This is a genomic window from Klebsiella huaxiensis, from assembly GCF_003261575.2.
Lineage (GTDB): Bacteria > Pseudomonadota > Gammaproteobacteria > Enterobacterales > Enterobacteriaceae > Klebsiella > Klebsiella huaxiensis.
In genome coordinates this window covers 4506451-4525247 of the sequence record NZ_CP036175.1, presented here as the reverse complement: position 1 = coordinate 4525247, position 18797 = coordinate 4506451, and the positions used below count along the sequence as shown (strand labels likewise).

Here is an 18797-nt window from a genome sequence, read left to right as displayed (position 1 = left end):
CAGTATCAGCGGAGGATACCCATGTCGCTGGCAAGGAACGCCACGGCGAGTCAATCGCCCACTCAAACAAACGGTTACGAACGCCACCAACCCGACCAGACGCTGCTCTACCAGCTGGTTGAGCAGCACTACCCAGCCTTCAAAGCCTCACTCGAAGCCCAAGGTCAACACCTGCCTCGCTACATCCAACAAGAATTCAACGACCTCCTCCAATGTGGCCGTCTGGAGTATGGTTTCATGCGGGTTCGCTGCGAGGATTGTCATCACGAGCGTCTGGTCGCCTTCAGCTGTAAACGACGCGGCTTTTGCCCTAGCTGCGGTGCCCGCCGGATGGCCGAGAGTGCGGCGCTGCTGATAGACGAAGTCTTCCCCAAGGAGCCCATTCGCCAGTGGGTGCTCAGCTTTCCTTTCCAGCTACGCTTTTTGCTGGCTCGCCATCCCCAGCTGATGGGCCAGGTCTTGAGTATCGTCTATCGTACACTCTCAACTCATCTGATCAAAAAAGCCGGTTACACCAAAGCCTCTGCACAAACTGGCTCAGTGACTCTTATCCAACGCTTTGGCTCCGCGCTAAATCTCAATGTCCACTACCACATGCTGTTTCTCGATGGTGTCTATGCCGAAGATGACTATGGCAAGCAACGCTTCCATCGTGTCAAGGCACCCACTTACGATGAGCTGAATACGCTCGCTCACACCCTCAGCCATCGCATCGCTCGCTGCATGGAAAAGCGTGGGATTTTGGAGCGTGATGCCGAGAATACGTGGTTGACACTGGAAGAGGGCGAAGACGATACGCTGACTCAATTACATGGTGCTTCGGTTACGTATCGCATTGCCGTCGGCCCCCAGCAAGGGCGCAAAGTCTTCACCCTGCAAACCTTGCCAGGGCGTGAGGATAAAGCCGACTCAAGCAGTCGAGTAGCCAACCATGCTGGTTTCTCGCTACACGCCGGTGTGATGGCCGAAGCGCATCAGCGGGATAAGCTTGAGCGCTTGTGTCGCTACATTAGTCGGCCAGCGGTTTCAGAAAAACGTCTGGCATTAACCGCCAATGGGCAGGTGCGTTACGAGCTCAAAACTCCGTACCGCAATGGCACCACCCATGTGATCTTCGAGCCGCTGGACTTCATCGCCAAACTCGCTGCGTTGGTACCTAAGCCGCGAGTCAACCTCACACGCTTCCACGGCGTCTTTGCACCGAACAGCAAACACCGAGTTCAAGTAACACCCGCCAAGCGGGGCAAGAAGCCCGACAAATCGGAAGGTCTCGATACTAACTGGCGTGACAAGAGTCCTGCAGAGCGCCACCGCGCCATGACCTGGATGCAACGCCTCAAGCGAGTCTTCAATATTGATATTGAAGTCTGCGAACACTGCGGCGGTCACGTCAAAGTGATTGCCAGCATCGAAGATCCGAAGGTCATTGAGCAGATTCTCAAGCATCTGAAACAGAAAACAGCCAAGGCGAATGCCGCCAAGCAGCGTGAGCTGCCACCAGAACGAGCGCCGCCACTGACTCCCAGCCTGTTCGATCCATCACAGAGTCGTCTCTTTGACTGACGACCCCAAATCCAACACTGCTCAACACTGCCAACTTTTAAACGGGGCGGTGGGGCAGTTTGTATCTCTCGAGCTATCAGGCTAGAGATTTTACCGCCAAATCGAACCTTATTAGAGCGGTTTAGGCTGGACCGGCAGTTAAAATTGGGGCTTGAGCGGTAAACGAGTGAGGGAATTTCAGGTAAGATACTTCGGATGAGGAGCAAAAAGGTGGTTTATACTTCCTATACCCCAGATTGAGATGTTAAGTGTGGTTGCTATTTATTAACACTGCGAACTGGATAAGTCTCAAATAATATTTTTTAAATTAAATCTAACGTTGGTGGGGATATAAGCGCAACGGTAGAGGAAAGTAGGGAGGGTAATATTCCGAGAAAATTAAGTGTAGCTGGATAATATAGGTCATACCATTCATTTTGGTCTACGATTATTAGTCTTTGTGATAAATAATGAGAGGTAATTGAATGGCTGGCTTAAACAAGGAAAAAAAGACCATCAATAAAACCAATTCTGCGCGTTTTCCGGCGCCGCCTTTTCAACAGCAGCAGCAGCCCTTTCCCGGGCTGGCGGGGAAAATGCAACCGCGCCCCGATCATGGAGAAGACAGCTATCAGGGAAGCGGTCGCCTGAATGGGCGCAAGGTATTAATTACCGGTGGGGATTCAGGGATTGGTCGTGCTGTTGCTATTGCCTATGCTCGTGAAGGCGCTGATGTTGCGATTAACTATTTACCTGAAGAAGAAGACGATGCGCGTGAAGTGGTCGATCTGATAAAAAAAGCAGGCAGAAATGTTTTGGCCATCCCCGGCGATATCCGTGATGAGGCTTTTTGCGGTCATCTGGTAACACAGGCGGTAAAAGGACTGGGAGGGTTGGATATCCTCGTCAATAATGCGGGTCGTCAGCAATTTTGTGAGTCAATTGAGGAACTCACCACAGAAGACTTCGACGCAACATTCAAAACCAATGTTTACGCTATGTTTTGGATCACCAAAGCGGCCATACCCCATCTTTCACCAGACAGCGTGATAATTAATACCTCCTCCGTACAGGCTTATGAGCCAAGTGAAATCTTGCTTGATTATGCTCAGACTAAAGCAGCTATCGTGGCATTTACTAAATCGCTGGCGAAACAGCTGGCCCCGAAAGGGATCCGTGTCAATGCCGTCGCGCCGGGTCCATACTGGACTGTACTGCAGTGCTGTGGTGGTCAACCGCAGGAAAAGGTGGAGAAATTTGGGGCAAATGCGCCGCTGGGACGCCCTGGTCAACCGGTGGAAATCGCGCCGCTTTATGTCACCCTGGCCGCTCGGGAGAACAGCTATACGTCTGGTCAGGTCTGGTGTTCTGATGGGGGGACCGGAACCCTCTAACGTTTACGCTCTGTGCGTCGAAAGTGACTTTTAAGGCAAGGGCGGACACTATTGTATAAGGGCGGGAGCGGTACTTACCGCTCCGTGAATGCTAACCAATCACCGCGATGCCAAGCCGCTCCATGAGCAACGACGCCTGGTAGTTGTCCAGCTTAACGCCTTGTAAATCAACGCCCCGAATATCTAAGTCACCCAACTCCGAATTGGTCAGATCGCAATGTGTGAAGTTCGCTGCTCGCCAGTCGAAAGTCGAAAACTCGCCGCCGGAGAGATCTGAACCACTGAACGTCGCGCCCAGTACCTGGGCACCCATCCAACGGTTTTCCCACAGCTCACACTTTTCCAACACGACTTTCGAAAAATTGGCGTAGCTTAGATTGGTATTCGTGATATATGCGCTACAAAACCAGGTGCGCGTGGTGATCATATTCATAAAGCTTGCGCCGCGGAAATCTGCGCCTTGTGCGCGGCAGTGGCGAATTTCAATGCCCAGCGCACTGGCATTGCGAAAATCCGCCATGGATAAATCACAGCTTTTAAAAATGGCATCTTTCAGCATCGCACGACTAAAATTGCACCCTTTCTGGCTTTCACGATCATAGAACTGACAGCCGATAAATTCAGTGCCGCTCAGGTCGGCACCTGAAAAATCACAGTTAAAAAATGTACTATTTTCAATTTTCTCACCGGTGAAACGGTTTCTGTCAATTTTTTCGCCAACGAGTGCCAGAGCCATATTTGTACCTGTTTTTTTATACAGTAATGGCGTCATGGTAAACCCTGATGGGGTTATGCGTCAAATCCGCCAATATGACATCTGCAAATGTGCGTTAAATCTGGTGTTTTTTCAGCAAAGCGCGAAGCTGATGGTAAGTCAGCCCCAGTAATTCAGCGGCTTTTTTCTGGTTAAATTTTGCCTGCTGTAAGCCGTGCATAATAAGCCCTACACAAATTGGGAGATATATCATGAAAGGCTGGCTTTTTCTTGTTATCGCAATAGTTGGCGAAGTAATCGCAACATCCGCATTAAAATCTAGCGAGGGCTTTACTAAGCTTGCCCCTTCCGCCGTTGTCATAATCGGTTATGGCATCGCATTTTATTTTCTTTCTCTGGTTCTGAAATCCATCCCTGTCGGTGTTGCTTATGCAGTCTGGTCGGGACTCGGCGTCGTCATAATTACAGCCATTGCCTGGTTGCTTCATGGGCAAAAGCTTGATGCGTGGGGCTTTGTAGGTATGGGGCTCATAATTGCTGCCTTTTTGCTCGCCCGATCCCCATCGTGGAAGTCGCTGCGGAGGCCGACGCCATGGTGACGGTGTTCGGCATTCTGAATCTCACCGAGGACTCCTTCTTCGATGAGAGCCGGCGGCTAGACCCCGCCGGCGCTGTCACCGCGGCGATCGAAATGCTGCGAGTCGGATCAGACGTCGTGGATGTCGGACCGGCCGCCAGCCATCCGGACGCGAGGCCTGTATCGCCGGCCGATGAGATCAGACGTATTGCGCCGCTCTTAGACGCCCTGTCCGATCAGATGCACCGTGTTTCAATCGACAGCTTCCAACCGGAAACCCAGCGCTATGCGCTCAAGCGCGGCGTGGGCTACCTGAACGATATCCAAGGATTTCCTGACCCTGCGCTCTATCCCGATATTGCTGAGGCGGACTGCAGGCTGGTGGTTATGCACTCAGCGCAGCGGGATGGCATCGCCACCCGCACCGGTCACCTTCGACCCGAAGACGCGCTCGACGAGATTGTGCGGTTCTTCGAGGCGCGGGTTTCCGCCTTGCGACGGAGCGGGGTCGCTGCCGACCGGCTCATCCTCGATCCGGGGATGGGATTTTTCTTGAGCCCCGCACCGGAAACATCGCTGCACGTGCTGTCGAACCTTCAAAAGCTGAAGTCGGCGTTGGGGCTTCCGCTATTGGTCTCGGTGTCGCGGAAATCCTTCTTGGGCGCCACCGTTGGCCTTCCTGTAAAGGATCTGGGTCCAGCGAGCCTTGCGGCGGAACTTCACGCGATCGGCAATGGCGCTGACTACGTCCGCACCCACGCGCCTGGAGATCTGCGAAGCGCAATCACCTTCTCGGAAACCCTCGCGAAATTTCGCAGTCGCGACGCCAGAGACCGAGGGTTAGATCATGCCTAGCATTCACCTTCCGGCCGCCCGCTAGCGGACCCTGGTCAGGTTCCGCGAAGGTGGGCGCAGACATGCTGGGCTCGTCAGGATCAAACTGCACTATGAGGCGGCGGTTCATACCGCGCCAGGGGAGCGAATGGACAGCGAGGAGCCTCCGAACGTTCGGGTCGCCTGCTCGGGTGATATCGACGAGGTTGTGCGGCTGATGCACGACGCTGCGGCGTGGATGTCCGCCAAGGGAACGCCCGCCTGGGACGTCGCGCGGATCGACCGGACATTCGCGGAGACCTTCGTCCTGAGATCCGAGCTCCTAGTCGCGAGTTGCAGCGACGGCATCGTCGGCTGTTGCACCTTGTCGGCCGAGGATCCCGAGTTCTGGCCCGACGCCCTCAAGGGGGAGGCCGCATATCTGCACAAGCTCGCGGTGCGACGGACACATGCGGGCCGGGGTGTCAGCTCCGCGCTGATCGAGGCTTGCCGCCATGCCGCGCGAACGCAGGGGTGCGCCAAGCTGCGGCTCGACTGCCACCCGAACCTGCGTGGCCTATACGAGCGGCTCGGATTCACCCACGTCGACACTTTCAATCCCGGCTGGGATCCAACCTTCATCGCAGAACGCCTAGAACTCGAAATCTAACGTCCGTTCGGGCATCGAGGTCCATGTCGGGGTGGGACGGGCCCGTGGCTTCAAGATCACTTGCAGTCCGACCGCGATGTCTTGGTTGCGCGAGAGGTTGTCGATATCCTCCACTTCCATCATCAACCCTGGATAATGCCGCCGCCGTCATCGCCGCCGACGCCCGTGCCGGGCTTTTCGGGCCTGTCAGGCTTGCTCGGCCTTCAGCCTGCCTGGGCGAGATCTCCGGCGGACGGATTAACGGCGGAGCTTCGCCGCCTTTCGTGCGTGTGAAGGCCGAAGATAGTTCTCTCAAAAACATCCGTTTATGAGAGATACCAAATGTCATTTTCAGAAGACGACTGCACCAGTTGATTGGGCGTAATGGCTGTTGTGCAGCCAGCTCCTGACAGTTCAATATCAGAAGTGATCTGCACCAATCTCGACTATGCTCAATACTCGTGTGGGCTCTGTTGCAAAAATCGTGAAGCTTGAGCATGCTTGGCGGAGATTGGACGGACGGAACGATGACGGATTTCAAGTGGCGCCATTTCCAGGGTGATGTGATCCTGTGGGCGGTGCGCTGGTATTGTCGCTATCCGATCAGCTATCGCGACCTTGAGGAAATGCTGGCGGAACGCGGCATTTCGGTCGACCATACGACGATCTATCGCTGGGTCCAGTGCTACGCCCCGGAGATGGAGAAGCGGCTGCGCTGGTTCTGGCGGCGTGGCTTTGATCCGAGCTGGCGCCTGGATGAAACCTACGTCAAGGTGCGGGGCAAGTGGACCTACCTGTACCGGGCAGTCGACAAGCGGGGCGACACGATCGATTTCTACCTGTCGCCGACCCGCAGCGCCAAGGCAGCGAAGCGGTTCCTGGGCAAGGCCCTGCGAGGCCTGAAGCACTGGGAAAAGCCTGCCACGCTCAATACCGACAAAGCGCCGAGCTATGGTGCAGCGATCACCGAATTGAAGCGCGAAGGAAAGCTGGACCGGGAGACGGCCCACCGGCAGGTGAAGTATCTCAATAACGTGATCGAGGCCGATCACGGAAAGCTCAAGATACTGATCAAGCCGGTGCGCGGTTTCAAATCGATCCCCACGGCCTATGCCACGATCAAGGGATTCGAAGGGCTCTGTTGCAAAGATTGGCGGCAGTCAGAGGTAGGCTGTCGCTCTGCGCCGATCAGGCGGCTGCTGCGAAATGGTGGTTGAGCATGCCCATGGCCTCCGTCAGCGCCGAGGGCCCAATGCCAAAAGCTCTCTCCACAAGGCGCACCTCGCCCCTGATGCCGGGCTGCAGGCACCAGGGGCGAGCCTGTCCTTTGCGCAGGGCTCGCATGACTTCGAATGGCACTGTTGCAAAGTTAGCGATGAGGCAGCCTTTTGTCTTATTCAAAGGCCTTACATTTCAAAAACTCTGCTTACCAGGCGCATTTCGCCCAGGGGATCACCATAATAAAATGCTGAGGCCTGGCCTTTGCGTAGTGCACGCATCACCTCAATACCTTTGATGGTGGCGTAAGCCGTCTTCATGGATTTAAATCCCAGCGTGGCGCCGATTATCCGTTTCAGTTTGCCATGATCGCATTCAATCACGTTGTTCCGGTACTTAATCTGTCGGTGTTCAACGTCAGACGGGCACCGGCCTTCGCGTTTGAGCAGAGCAAGCGCGCGACCATAGGCGGGCGCTTTATCCGTGTTGATGAATCGCGGGATCTGCCACTTCTTCACGTTGTTGAGGATTTTACCCAGAAACCGGTATGCAGCTTTGCTGTTACGACGGGAGGAGAGATAAAAATCGACAGTGCGGCCCCGGCTGTCGACGGCCCGGTACAGATACGCCCAGCGGCCATTGACCTTCACGTAGGTTTCATCCATGTGCCACGGGCAAAGATCGGAAGGGTTACGCCAGTACCAGCGCAGCCGTTTTTCCATTTCAGGCGCATAACGCTGAACCCAGCGGTAAATCGTGGAGTGATCGACATTCACTCCGCGTTCAGCCAGCATCTCCTGCAGCTCACGGTAACTGATGCCGTATTTGCAGTACCAGCGTACGGCCCACAGAATGATGTCACGCTGAAAATGCCGGCCTTTGAATGGGTTCATGTGCAGCTCCATCAGCAAAAGGGGATGATAAGTTTATCACCACCGACTATTTGCAACAGTGCCGTTTACTCATATATACTTTAGATTGATTTAAAACTTCATTTTTTGCAGTTTAGAGGAGATATCGCGATGCATACGCGGAAGGCAATAACGGAGGCGCTTCAAAAACTCGGAGTCCAAACCGGTGACCTCTTGATGGTGCATGCCTCACTTAAAGCGATTGGTCCGGTCGAAGGAGGAGCGGAGACGGTCGTTGCCGCGTTACGCTCCGCGGTTGGGCCGACTGGCACTGTGATGGGATACGCGTCGTGGGACCGATCACCCTACGAGGAGACTCTGAATGGCGCTCGGCTGGATGACGAAGCCCGCCGTACCTGGCTGCCGTTCGATCCCGCAACAGCCGGGACTTACCGTGGGTTCGGCCTGCTGAATCAATTTCTGGTTCAAGCCCCCGGCGCGCGGCGCAGCGCGCACCCCGATGCATCGATGGTCGCGGTTGGTCCGCTGGCTGAAACGCTGACGGAGCCTCACGAACTCGGTCACGCCTTGGGGGAAGGATCGCCCGTCGAGCGGTTCGTTCGCCTTGGCGGGAAGGCCCTGCTGTTGGGTGCGCCGCTAAACTCCGTTACCGCATTGCACTACGCCGAGGCGGTTGCCGATATCCCCAACAAACGGTGGGTGACGTATGAGATGCCGATGCTTGGAAGAGACGGTGAAGTCGCCTGGAAAACGGCATCGGATTACGATTCAAACGGCATTCTCGATTGCTTTGCTATCGAAGGAAAGCCGGATGCGGTTGAAACTATAGCAAATGCTTACGTGAAGCTCGGTCGCCATCGAGAAGGTGTCGTGGGCTTTGCTCAGTGCTACCTGTTCGACGCGCAGGACATCGTGACGTTCGGCGTCACCTATCTTGAGAAGCATTTCGGAACCACTCCGATCGTGCCTCCGCACGAGGCCGTCGAGCGCTCTTGCGAGCCTTCAGGTTAGAGGCCGTCGACAATGATAATCTGGATCAACGGACCTTTCGGCGCCGGAAAGACGACGCTCGCTAAGCGGCTGCGCGATCGGCGTTCCAAATCGCTGATCTTTGACCCCGAGGAAATCGGGTTCGTGGTGAAAGAAACGGTCCCCATGCCAGCGAGCGGAGACTATCAGGATCTCCCCTTGTGGAGGGGACTTACGATCGCGGCGGTCAGGGAGATTCGAAGGAATTACTCGCAGGACATCATCATCCCAATGACGCTCGTGCACCCGGACTATCTGACTGAGATACTCGACGGGGTAAGGCGGATCGACGATCAGCTGCTGCACATCTTTCTGACGCTCAACGAGGACCTATTGCGTCACCGGATCGCGAACCAGACCATGCATCCTGACCCGAATCGAAATGCGGAGATTCGAGAGTGGCGATTAGCGAATGTCGCCCGATGCTTGGCCGCAAGGGAACGGCTTCCATGCACAACCCGTGTTCTCGATAGTGGTGCACACACCAGCGATGAACTCGCAGCGATGGTGCTCGACGGAATCGATGGGCGCACCTGATCGCCTTCGACGCCTGCGCAAAGCGTAGCGCGAGGGTGGCGGGCTCACGACCAAACGCCCAGAGGTCGATCATCGCAGGGATGTTTGGCTTTGTGGTGCGGACGACGGGACTCGAACCCGTACTCTCACAGAGAAGCAGATTTTCGTACCACCTCGACTTTCGCCGCCGTCTGATGACGTTCGTGGTCTGGACTGTCCCTTCGCCATTGCCCGAAGGCTTTAGGCGCCGCCCGTCCAGTCTCTACACCTTCCCCCGAAGGGGCTTGGCTCGGGATTGGCTTAGGGTATTGCCCGTTAGCGTTCCCCGACTTTGAGCGGTTCTACTCCGCGGATTTCCCCGCGGGCACTCCAATTTTAAAGTCTGCTGCGTCTACCGATTTCGCCACGTCCGCCTTTTTTCGCCGTTCCTAGCGCTCGTGCGATGCACCTATGTTGCACCTAGCGCCGAATCGTTCTTCGTCATCCTGAAAAACCACGTCTCCTAAAGCCTTGCATAGCTTATCTTTTCTCCACCACGAACTTTTTTGTGGGATGGTAGAAAAAAAGACTTTTTAAGTCCGCTGGCTTGCCAGGCCTTGTTAGCTTGTACGGTCATGGTTATCGGGTAAAGAATATTGACGGCATCGCTGGTGTCGGTGGCTGAAAAGCCGGCTCCCATCAGGGCAATAGCCATTTCAGATGCAGGCGTACAGGGCAATGGTCAACAGCTACAGCCTGTCTGACGATTCCGGCGTCATGGCTGCGGCGGCTATCACGCATTTTTTGTTCGGTCAGGCGGTGTTTTCGTACCTCAATGGTTGGAGCGTGTTGATCGGACCTGGTACAGGTTTGGACAGCACGGGCTGCAAATACGCAAGGGATTTAATGGGCCTGGTGGCGTTCACGGCTTTTATCGTGACGTTTCTGTTCAGGGGCTACTCATAATCTCGTGGCTCGGCGGTTCCCGGCACACCATGACAGTAAGGAAGGACCCTGTGTCTCAACTCTCCCAGCTTCGAAGCCCCGCCGCCGTGCAGGCTGCCATCGATGAGTTCGTGCAACTGGGCCGCACGAAATTCCTGGCGCGCCACGGCTACGGCAAGTCCCGCGACTTCCTGGTACGTGATCCGAAGACCGGCACCGATTGCGATTCCAAGGCCATCGCCGGTGTGGCCTTCGGCAAGCAATTTCCCGAGCAGGGCCCGCTCACTGCTGACAGCTTCTCCGGTGGCGAGACGACCGTCGTTCCGGCGCTGACGCGGCTCGGGTTTCGCATCATTCGCATCGGCGAAGACTGGTCCGAAGAAGAGGTCCTGGCCACGGTCGAAGACTATTTCGACATGCTGCGTGCCGAGGCGGCTGGGGAGCCGTACCACAAGTCCGAGCACAACCAGGCACTGCGCCAACTGCTGAACGGTCGCAGCAAGTCTTCAGTCGAGCTCAAGCACCAGAACATTAGCGCCGTACTCGATGCCCTGGGCCTGCCCTATATCAACGGCTACAAGCCACGCGGCAACAGCCAACTGCTGCTGCGTAAATCCGTACACGCCTACGTTCTGGAACATCAGCAGACGGTCGGCGCTCTTGTCGATGCCCTGGAGGAGGTAAAACTTCCGGGTGACAAAACCTACCGAGCGGCTTTGGTAGAACCACCCGCCCGTGAAGTGCTTGTGCGTACCCCGGCATCTCTACGGCAACGCCTACCGCGAAAGTTCGATTATGCCGCTCGCGATGAAGCCAACCGCAAGCTGGGCCGGGCAGGGGAGCAGTGGGTGATTGGCTACGAACAGCAACGCCTGACCGAGCTCGGCCACCCAGAGCTTTTTCAGCGGCTGGATTGGGTGTCCGACACCCAGGGAGACGGTGCGGGGTTCGACATCCTGTCGTTCGAAGAGGACGCCCATGAGCGCTTCATCGAGGTGAAAACCACCAATGGCGGGGTAGGCTCGTCTTTCTTGGTCAGCCACAACGAACTCGAATTCTCCAAGGAGGCGGGCGATCAATTCCATCTGTATCGCGTGTTCCAGTTTCGGGACGGTCCGCGCCTGTTCACGCTACCCGGCGACCTCAGCCAACATGTGCATCTCAAGCCGACGGACTACCGGGCGAGTTTCCGGAGTTTGGTGGGGTAAAGGCAGGGTTCTGTTGAGCCGAATGGCTGTGTGCGGCCGATTCTGTTGAAAAAGTAGCGGCCTCCCCATGCCGTTGGCAAAATTGCTTTGTCAGCGAGCGTGGGGGCGAACAGCATGATGGGACAGTTACCGGGAGGACAGCAGCGCCTGTTCTACTCGTTCAATCTGGAAGATCACGTCCCGGCCCAACATCTCCTGCGCAGCATCGACCAGTGCTTGGATCTCAGTGATCTACGTGCCTACCTGGCAGATTTCTATAGCCCCATCGGGCGTCCCTCGATTGACCCGGAGTTGATGGTGCGCATGCTGGTCGTCGGCTACTGCTATGGCATTCGTTCCGAGCGGCGATTGTGCGAAGAGGTGCACCTGAACCTGGCCTATCGCTGGTTCTGCCGGTTGGGTCTGGAAGACGAAGTCCCCAATCACTCGACCTTCTCGAAGAATCGCCATGGGCGTTTTCGTGACAGCGATCTATTCCGCTGGTTATTCAATGAGGTGCTGCGGCGCTGCATGGCAGCCGGCCTAGTCAAGGGTGAAGGTTTCGCCGTCGACGCCAGCATCATTAAGGCGGATGCCAGCCGGCAACGTGGGGTGGCGGGAGATGAGGTCGATTGGAACGATCCAAAGCTCAGCAGCCGCGCAGTGCGCGAGTACCTCGAAGCCCTTGATGAAGAGGCGCTGGCTGAGGCTCTTCCCAAGAAAATTTCGCTCACTGATCCTCAGTCCCGTTGGACAGCAGCGCCAGGTGGCCCGGCCTTTTTTGCCTACTCCACGAATTACCTGATCGACACTGAGCACGGTGTGATCATGGACGTGGAAGCTACCCCGGCGCACCGTACCGCCGAAGTCGATTCGACTAGGACGATGGTCGAGCGTGTCGAGGCGCAGTTCGATCTCACACCGGAACGCCTTATCGGCGATACCGCTTATGGCACCGCCCCGATGCTGGCCTGGATGGTCGAAGAAAAGGACATCGAACCGCATGTGCCGGTGTGGGACAAGACCGAGCGCAAGGACGACAGCCTCTCCAGTAACGACTTTCACTGGAGTCAGGACGCCAATGAATATCGCTGCCCAGCCGGCAAACCGCTACGCAGTGAATGGCGCGCCTTCACCCAGCAAAGGTCGCGGGTAACTAAGGCCAAAACCGTCATTTACCGCTCCAGCCAAACCGACTGCGCCACCTGCCCGTTGAAAGCGAAATGCTGCCCCAACACGCCGAATCGGAAGATCGTCCGCAGCATCCATGAGGCTGCCCGCGACGTGGCTCGACGCATCGCCAAGACACCGGAGTACCTCGTCTCTCGCTGCGAACGAAAGAAGGTGGAGATGCTTTTCGCCCACCTCAAACGGATCATGAAACTCGACCGTTTACGACTGCGTGGCCTAACGGGTGCCACTGACGAATTCACCTTGGCTGCGATGGTGCAGAACCTGCGCCGCATGGCCAAGCTTTTGCCTCAAGGGCCACCGCTGACGGGATAGGTATGCCTGCTACGAGCAGAAACCCTCAAATTAACCCTTAAACCTGAGCAAGGACGCTCAGTGAAACGCCGGAAGGCAACTTGAAGTGGCTTGCAGCCACTTCGACAGCAGGCACACCTGATCGGCAGGCTGCCGCTAAAGCTACTTTTTCAACAGAATCGGCCGATTTGTGCCGGTCGTCAAGGACCGCTTCGGATCACTCTCAACCGGATCGCGGGCCAGCTGATTTGCTAAAACCCGCGCCAAACTCAACGAAGGATTTCGCATGATCCGTTTTTTTTGGCGATCACGCTCGGCCTGATGGTTGGCTGCTCGTCGAGTTCAAGTTCGATCTGATCAGTGAGCGGTAGCGCAAGTGGATCGCCTCAGCCAAGCAGCGTTGTTGCCGGCGGCCGGAAGAAAGCCTTGAACTAGTAGCGGAAAGGATGAAACTTTATTTTTACGATTCTCAGCATTTTCCAAGGTTGAGCGAAAATTAGGATGATACTTTAATGATTCCGGCCTCCATCCCCACAAAACGCTTGCAGATGGCAGAATTGAAATAAGTCATTGTTTTAAATGGATTTTTGCAGGAATTGCTACGTTGCAGGGTCCTGTAGTTAGGATGACACTTTATTTTCCTCCCACAGGCCTCGTGATACGCCTATTTTTATAGGTTAATGTCATGATAATAATGGTTTCTTAGACGTCAGGTGGCACTTTTCGGGGAAATGTGCGCGGAACCCCTATTTGTTTATTTTTCTAAATACATTCAAATATGTATCCGCTCATGAGACAATAACCCTGGTAAATGCTTCAATAATATTGAAAAAGGAAGAGTATGAGTATTCAACATTTTCGTGTCGCCCTTATTCCCTTTTTTGCGGCATTTTGCCTTCCTGTTTTTGCTCACCCAGAAACGCTGGTGAAAGTAAAAGATGCTGAAGATCAGTTGGGTGCACGAGTGGGTTACATCGAACTGGATCTCAACAGCGGTAAGATCCTTGAGAGTTTTCGCCCCGAAGAACGTTTTCCAATGATGAGCACTTTTAAAGTTCTGCTATGTGGTGCGGTATTATCCCGTGTTGACGCCGGGCAAGAGCAACTCGGTCGCCGCATACACTATTCTCAGAATGACTTGGTTGAGTACTCACCAGTCACAGAAAAGCATCTTACGGATGGCATGACAGTAAGAGAATTATGCAGTGCTGCCATAACCATGAGTGATAACACTGCTGCCAACTTACTTCTGACAACGATCGGAGGACCGAAGGAGCTAACCGCTTTTTTGCACAACATGGGGGATCATGTAACTCGCCTTGATCGTTGGGAACCGGAGCTGAATGAAGCCATACCAAACGACGAGCGTGACACCACGATGCCTGCAGCAATGGCAACAACGTTGCGCAAACTATTAACTGGCGAACTACTTACTCTAGCTTCCCGGCAACAATTAATAGACTGGATGGAGGCGGATAAAGTTGCAGGACCACTTCTGCGCTCGGCCCTTCCGGCTGGCTGGTTTATTGCTGATAAATCTGGAGCCGGTGAGCGTGGGTCTCGCGGTATCATTGCAGCACTGGGGCCAGATGGTAAGCCCTCCCGTATCGTAGTTATCTACACGACGGGGAGTCAGGCAACTATGGATGAACGAAATAGACAGATCGCTGAGATAGGTGCCTCACTGATTAAGCATTGGTAACTGTCAGACCAAGTTTACTCATATATACTTTAGATTGATTTAAAACTTCATTTTTAATTTAAAAGGATCTAGGTGAAGATCCTTTTTGATAATCTCATGACCAAAATCCCTTAACGTGAGTTTTCGTTCCACTGAGCGTCAGACCCCTTATGGCAGAGCAGGGAAAGGAATTGCCGGGCTATGTGCAACGGGAATTTGAAGAATTTCTCCAATGCGGGCGGCTGGAGCATGGCTTTCTACGGGTTCGCTGCGAGTCTTGCCACGCCGAGCACCTGGTCGCTTTCAGCTGTAAGCGTCGCGGTTTCTGCCCGAGCTGTGGGGCGCGGCGGATGGCCGAAAGTGCCGCCTTGCTGGTTGATGAAGTACTGCCTGAACAACCCATGCGTCAGTGGGTGTTGAGCTTCCCGTTTCAGCTGCGTTTCCTGTTTGGGGTCGTTTGCGGGAAGGGGCGGAATCCTACGCTAAGGCTTTGGCCAGCGATATTCTCCGGTGAGATTGATGTGTTCCCAGGGGATAGGAGAAGTCGCTTGATATGGCACTGTTGCAAATAGTCGGTGGTGATAAACTTATCATCCCCTTTTGCTGATGGAGCTGCACATGAACCCATTCAAAGGCCGGCATTTTCAGCGTGACATCATTCTGTGGGCCGTACGCTGGTACTGCAAATACGGCATCAGTTACCGTGAGCTGCAGGAGATGCTGGCTGAACGCGGAGTGAATGTCGATCACTCCACGATTTACCGCTGGGTTCAGCGTTATGCGCCTGAAATGGAAAAACGGCTGCGCTGGTACTGGCGTAACCCTTCCGATCTTTGCCCGTGGCACATGGATGAAACCTACGTGAAGGTCAATGGCCGCTGGGCGTATCTGTACCGGGCCGTCGACAGCCGGGGCCGCACTGTCGATTTTTATCTCTCCTCCCGTCGTAACAGCAAAGCTGCATACCGGTTTCTGGGTAAAATCCTCAACAACGTGAAGAAGTGGCAGATCCCGCGATTCATCAACACGGATAAAGCGCCCGCCTATGGTCGCGCGCTTGCTCTGCTCAAACGCGAAGGCCGGTGCCCGTCTGACGTTGAACACCGACAGATTAAGTACCGGAACAACGTGATTGAATGCGATCATGGCAAACTGAAACGGATAATCGGCGCCACGCTGGGATTTAAATCCATGAAGACGGCTTACGCCACCATCAAAGGTATTGAGGTGATGCGTGCACTACGCAAAGGCCAGGCCTCAGCATTTTATTATGGTGATCCCCTGGGCGAAATGCGCCTGGTAAGCAGAGTTTTTGAAATGTAAGGCCTTTGAATAAGACAAAAGGCTGCCTCATCGCTAACTTTGCAACAGTGCCCTTGATATCTAGTATGACGTCTGTCGCACCTGCTTGATCGCGGCCGCGATAGCTAGATCGCGTTGCTCCTCTTCTCCATCCGCGTTCCAAGCTGCGGAAAGGCACCCATAAGCGTACGCCTGGTCGAGCAGGCGACGCGGATCGACGTCCAGCGCACGAGAGAATGCGTCCGCCATCTGTGCAATGCGTCTAGGATCGAGACAAAGGTCGTCTCTGTCAGCCGGATCGTAGAACATATTGGCGGCGCCAAAGCCCACTTCACCGACCAGACCGACGGGATCTATCACCAGCCAGCCGCGACTGGAGAACATGATGTTTTCATGATGCAGATCGCCATGTAGCCCACGCAGTTCCGAGGCATTGCTCATCATTTGATCGGCTATAATCGCCGCGTGGACGTAGTCAGTTTGACAACCTGCGTTTTGATCATCGCGCGCCCGCTGAAACAAAGCTGCAAAGCGATCCCGGATCGGGAGAAGGGCAGAAGGCAGGGGTTCCTCAGATGCGGCATACAGCTTCGCCATTAGTTCCGCTGCAATTTCGGTCGCCTGGTAGTCGCCGTGCTCGGCAACGATGTGAGAGAGCATTCGCTCCCCGGCATATTCGAGCAACATCAGATTGTTCTCACGACCGAGCAACCGGACTGCTCCCCTCCCATTCCGCCATACCAGATAGTCGGCCCCGCGCAGTTCATCAGCAATGTCTTCTATAGGTTTCAATCCCTTGACGATTGCAGGAGTCCCGTCTGGCAATGAAACTTTCCAAACGAGGCTGGAAAAGGTGTCCGCAATGAGAACAGGTTGCGAAACGTGCCAATGAGCAGGAAAAACAGGCGGCATGAACATCAACCCCAAGTCAGAGGGTCCAATCGCAGATAGAAGGCAAGGCGTTCGCGGTCGGGGGCTTCGATCCCCAATACATTGAATAGGACAGCGAAGGCGCGCTCTGCTTCATCTGGCGCTGCCCAGTTCTCTTCGGCGTTAGCAATCATGAGTGCCAAATCGGCATAGCGATCTGCTGTTCCGAGCCGCCCAAGGTCGATCAGACCCGTGCATTGAAGAGTTTTAGGGTCCACCATGAAGTTCGGCATGCAGGGATCACCATGGCAAACAACCATATCGGTGCGCTCTTGGTCGAGCCGCACCGGTAGCTCTCGTTCGACACGAGCCAAAAGATCGAGCTGCGGCGTACTCTTGTCCTCGTCCGGTAAGAAGTCGGGATTGACGGCATTGCGGGACACCACATCAACGGCGCGTCCGAACATTCGCGACAGCCTGCGCTCAAACGGACATTGATCAACCGATAGGCTGTGAACAGCGCCAAGTTGCTGCCCCATTGACGGCCACGCTTTGAGCAAATCCGCTCCAGACAGATCAGCCGCCGGTACTCCCGGAATTGCCGTTATCACCAAGCATGCACCCTCCTGTTCCTCCTGCCAGTTGATGACCTCGGGGCAAGCCACACCTCGACCTTTGAGCCAAATGAGGCGGTCACGCTCTCCAGCGAGCTCACCGCGGCGGGAAGCAGGTGCGATTTTCGCGAAGGCATGCCCGTCACCACGTCGAAAAACAAAATCACCAGATTCTCCGCCTCTGACAGGCAACCAGTCAGAATGCGATTCACCAAAAAAAATATTAGTTCGATTCAATGGAGGTTCCTTCAGTTTTCTGATGAAGCGCGAATATAGAGAAATATCCCGAATGTGCAGTTAACGAATTCTTGCGGTTTCTTTTAGCGCCGCCAATACCGCCAGCCCGTCGCGCAAGGGGCGCGGCTCGTGTGTGCGGATGAAGTCAGCTCCACCTGCGGCGGCGGCAAGCTCTGCAGCGAGTGTCGCGGCCCCGACATCCCCCGGACCACGGCCTGTGAGCGCGCGCAGAAAGGATTTGCGCGAAACAGACAGAAGCACCGGCAAATCGAAGCGCAGCCGCAATTCATCGAACCGCGCCAGCACCGAGAGCGAGGTTTCGGGAGCAGCCCCCAGAAAAAACCCCATGCCGGGATCAAGGACAAGGCGGTTGCGTTTGATACCGGCACCCGTCAGCGCCGCGATGCGCGCGTCAAAGAACGCCGCAATGTGATCCATGATGTCGCCAGCGGGTGCCTCGCGCCGATCTGCCTGCCCGTCTTGCACCGAATGCATAACGACGAGTTTGGCAGATGATTTCGCCAATTGCGGATAGAACGCAGCGTCTGGAAAACCGCGAATATCATTGAGATAGGCCACACCACGCGACAAGGCATAGGCTTGCGTCGCGGGTTGATAACTGTCGAGCGAGACGGGAATGCCATCTGCCTTGAGCGCGTCCAGCACCGGCGCGATACGCTCGATTTCTGTGTCGGACGAAACAGGCGCGGCGTCGGGGTTGCTGGATGCCGGACCGAGGTCGATCACATCTGCCCCCTCGGCCATCAGCTTACGCGCCTGCGCAATGGCTGCGTCTGGCGCCAGATACCGGCCTCCATCGGAGAAACTGTCCGAGGTTATGTTGACGATGCCGAAAATGATGAGCGATTTATTCATGGGGGCTTCTATAATAATAATAATCGAGCATGAGTCTCATACGGATGCTCGGGTCGAAAGGGAATCCCCAGGCGAGTAACCTGTTTGCGGTGATCCATTAGCTGCAGGAGCAGAATAGCATACATCTGGAAGCAAAGCCAGGAAAGCGGCCTATGGAGCTGTGCGGCAGCGCTCAGTAGGCAATTTTTCAAAATATTGTTAAGCCTTTTCTGAGCATGGTATTTTTCATGGTATTACCAATTAGCAGGAAAATAAGCCATTGAATATAAAAGATAAAAATGTCTTGTTTACAATAG

General features: G+C 55.0%; 19 protein-coding genes and 4 pseudogenes. 15 read left to right on the top strand and 8 right to left on the bottom strand.

Annotated elements, in window-relative coordinates; translation table 11 throughout:
* Positions 1-21: 21 nt before the first annotated feature.
* Both DA718_RS21665 and DA718_RS21660 read left to right on the top strand, forming a co-directional pair.
* Positions 22-1563, top strand: a complete 1542-nt coding sequence (locus DA718_RS21665; protein ID WP_000050481.1) for an IS91-like element ISCR1 family transposase — start codon at positions 22-24, stop codon at positions 1561-1563.
* Between the two features lie 464 nt (positions 1564-2027).
* Positions 2028-2936, top strand: coding sequence for an SDR family oxidoreductase (locus DA718_RS21660; protein ID WP_001749993.1), 909 nt, complete (start codon positions 2028-2030; stop codon positions 2934-2936).
* A 91-nt stretch (positions 2937-3027) separates the two neighbouring features.
* Here the strand turns inward: DA718_RS21660 and DA718_RS21655 are convergent, their stop codons facing one another.
* Both DA718_RS21655 and DA718_RS21650 read right to left on the bottom strand, forming a co-directional pair.
* Positions 3028-3672: a quinolone resistance pentapeptide repeat protein QnrB6 gene (locus tag DA718_RS21655; protein WP_001749994.1), complete on the bottom strand. Its 645-nt coding sequence runs from the start codon at positions 3670-3672 to the stop codon at positions 3028-3030.
* 94 nt (positions 3673-3766) lie between these two features.
* Positions 3767-3862: pseudogene (locus tag DA718_RS21650) on the bottom strand (helix-turn-helix domain-containing protein); the annotation flags it as partial.
* Positions 3863-3902: 40 nt separating this feature from the next.
* On the opposite strand from DA718_RS21650, the gene DA718_RS21645 reads away from it, so the two are divergent.
* The 5 genes and pseudogenes from DA718_RS21645 (at position 3903) to DA718_RS21620 (ending at position 6907) form a co-directional block, all read left to right on the top strand.
* Positions 3903-4250, top strand: coding sequence for a quaternary ammonium compound efflux SMR transporter QacE delta 1 (locus DA718_RS21645; RefSeq protein ID WP_000679427.1), 348 nt, complete (start codon positions 3903-3905; stop codon positions 4248-4250).
* Complete coding sequence (gene sul1 / locus DA718_RS21640) at positions 4244-5083, top strand: sulfonamide-resistant dihydropteroate synthase Sul1 (RefSeq protein ID WP_000259031.1); 840 nt, start codon at positions 4244-4246, stop codon at positions 5081-5083. The genes DA718_RS21645 and sul1 overlap by 7 nt, the downstream gene beginning before the upstream one ends.
* A gap of 127 nt (positions 5084-5210) precedes the next feature.
* The gene (locus DA718_RS21630) at positions 5211-5711 is read left to right on the top strand and encodes a GNAT family N-acetyltransferase (protein WP_000376623.1); all 501 of its coding nucleotides are present in this window, start codon (positions 5211-5213) and stop codon (positions 5709-5711) included.
* 320 nt (positions 5712-6031) lie between these two features.
* A pseudogene (locus DA718_RS30505) lies at positions 6032-6100 on the top strand (EAL domain-containing protein); the annotation flags it as partial.
* Positions 6101-6217: 117 nt separating this feature from the next.
* Positions 6218-6907, top strand: coding sequence for an IS6 family transposase (locus DA718_RS21620; RefSeq protein ID WP_112217437.1), 690 nt, complete (start codon positions 6218-6220; stop codon positions 6905-6907).
* On the opposite strand, the pseudogene DA718_RS31175 reads toward DA718_RS21620, so the two are convergent.
* Both DA718_RS31175 and DA718_RS21605 read right to left on the bottom strand, forming a co-directional pair.
* Positions 6879-7058 (bottom strand): annotated as a pseudogene (locus DA718_RS31175) (IS6 family transposase); the annotation flags it as partial. The gene DA718_RS21620 and the pseudogene DA718_RS31175 sit on opposite strands and share 29 nt — an antisense overlap.
* A gap of 38 nt (positions 7059-7096) precedes the next feature.
* On the bottom strand, positions 7097-7801 hold the full coding sequence (locus tag DA718_RS21605) for an IS6-like element IS26 family transposase (protein ID WP_001067855.1): 705 nt from the start codon (positions 7799-7801) through the stop codon (positions 7097-7099).
* 129 nt (positions 7802-7930) lie between these two features.
* On the opposite strand from DA718_RS21605, the gene aac(3)-IId reads away from it, so the two are divergent.
* Together aac(3)-IId and DA718_RS21595 are read left to right on the top strand one after the other, a co-directional pair.
* Positions 7931-8791, top strand: a complete 861-nt coding sequence (gene aac(3)-IId / locus DA718_RS21600; RefSeq protein WP_000557454.1) for an aminoglycoside N-acetyltransferase AAC(3)-IId — start codon at positions 7931-7933, stop codon at positions 8789-8791.
* Positions 8792-8803: 12 nt separating this feature from the next.
* Positions 8804-9346, top strand: a complete 543-nt coding sequence (locus DA718_RS21595) for an AAA family ATPase (RefSeq protein ID WP_000587837.1) — start codon at positions 8804-8806, stop codon at positions 9344-9346.
* Positions 9347-9827: 481 nt separating this feature from the next.
* On the opposite strand, the gene DA718_RS21590 is transcribed toward DA718_RS21595, so the two are convergent.
* Positions 9828-10019 (bottom strand): hypothetical protein, encoded by a 192-nt coding sequence (locus DA718_RS21590; protein WP_000951934.1) that lies wholly within the window; start codon positions 10017-10019, stop codon positions 9828-9830.
* Between the two features lie 23 nt (positions 10020-10042).
* Between DA718_RS21590 and DA718_RS21585 the strand changes: the two genes are divergently transcribed.
* From DA718_RS21585 to DA718_RS21555, 6 genes and pseudogenes are all read left to right on the top strand, one after another.
* The gene (locus DA718_RS21585; protein WP_000248278.1) at positions 10043-10270 is read left to right on the top strand and encodes a hypothetical protein; all 228 of its coding nucleotides are present in this window, start codon (positions 10043-10045) and stop codon (positions 10268-10270) included.
* 50 nt (positions 10271-10320) lie between these two features.
* Positions 10321-11457 carry a protein NO VEIN domain-containing protein gene (locus DA718_RS21580; protein WP_000080861.1) on the top strand — a complete coding sequence of 379 codons (1137 nt, stop codon included), beginning with the start codon at positions 10321-10323 and terminating at the stop codon, positions 11455-11457.
* A gap of 114 nt (positions 11458-11571) precedes the next feature.
* On the top strand, positions 11572-12942 hold the full coding sequence (locus DA718_RS21575; RefSeq protein WP_000971921.1) for an IS1182-like element ISCfr1 family transposase: 1371 nt from the start codon (positions 11572-11574) through the stop codon (positions 12940-12942).
* Positions 12943-13762: 820 nt separating this feature from the next.
* On the top strand, positions 13763-14623 hold the full coding sequence (locus DA718_RS21570; RefSeq protein WP_000027057.1) for a broad-spectrum class A beta-lactamase TEM-1: 861 nt from the start codon (positions 13763-13765) through the stop codon (positions 14621-14623).
* 158 nt (positions 14624-14781) lie between these two features.
* Positions 14782-15051, top strand: a pseudogene (locus DA718_RS21565) (IS91 family transposase); the annotation flags it as partial.
* 169 nt (positions 15052-15220) lie between these two features.
* Entirely contained in the window at positions 15221-15925 is a 705-nt protein-coding gene (locus DA718_RS21555) for an IS6-like element IS26 family transposase (protein ID WP_001067855.1), read from the top strand.
* Positions 15926-15985: 60 nt separating this feature from the next.
* Here the strand turns inward: DA718_RS21555 and DA718_RS21550 are convergent, their stop codons facing one another.
* Genes DA718_RS21550 through sul2 form a run of 3 tightly spaced genes read right to left on the bottom strand, consistent with a single transcriptional unit; the run spans position 15986 to position 18501 of the window.
* On the bottom strand, positions 15986-16822 hold the full coding sequence (locus tag DA718_RS21550) for an aminoglycoside O-phosphotransferase APH(6)-Id (protein WP_000480968.1): 837 nt from the start codon (positions 16820-16822) through the stop codon (positions 15986-15988).
* The gene (aph(3'')-Ib, locus tag DA718_RS21545) at positions 16822-17625 is read right to left on the bottom strand and encodes an aminoglycoside O-phosphotransferase APH(3'')-Ib (protein WP_001082319.1); all 804 of its coding nucleotides are present in this window, start codon (positions 17623-17625) and stop codon (positions 16822-16824) included. The genes DA718_RS21550 and aph(3'')-Ib overlap by 1 nt, the downstream gene beginning before the upstream one ends.
* Positions 17626-17685: 60 nt before the next feature.
* Positions 17686-18501, bottom strand: a complete 816-nt coding sequence (sul2, locus tag DA718_RS21540) for a sulfonamide-resistant dihydropteroate synthase Sul2 (RefSeq protein WP_001043265.1) — start codon at positions 18499-18501, stop codon at positions 17686-17688.
* Positions 18502-18797 lie beyond the last annotated feature (296 nt).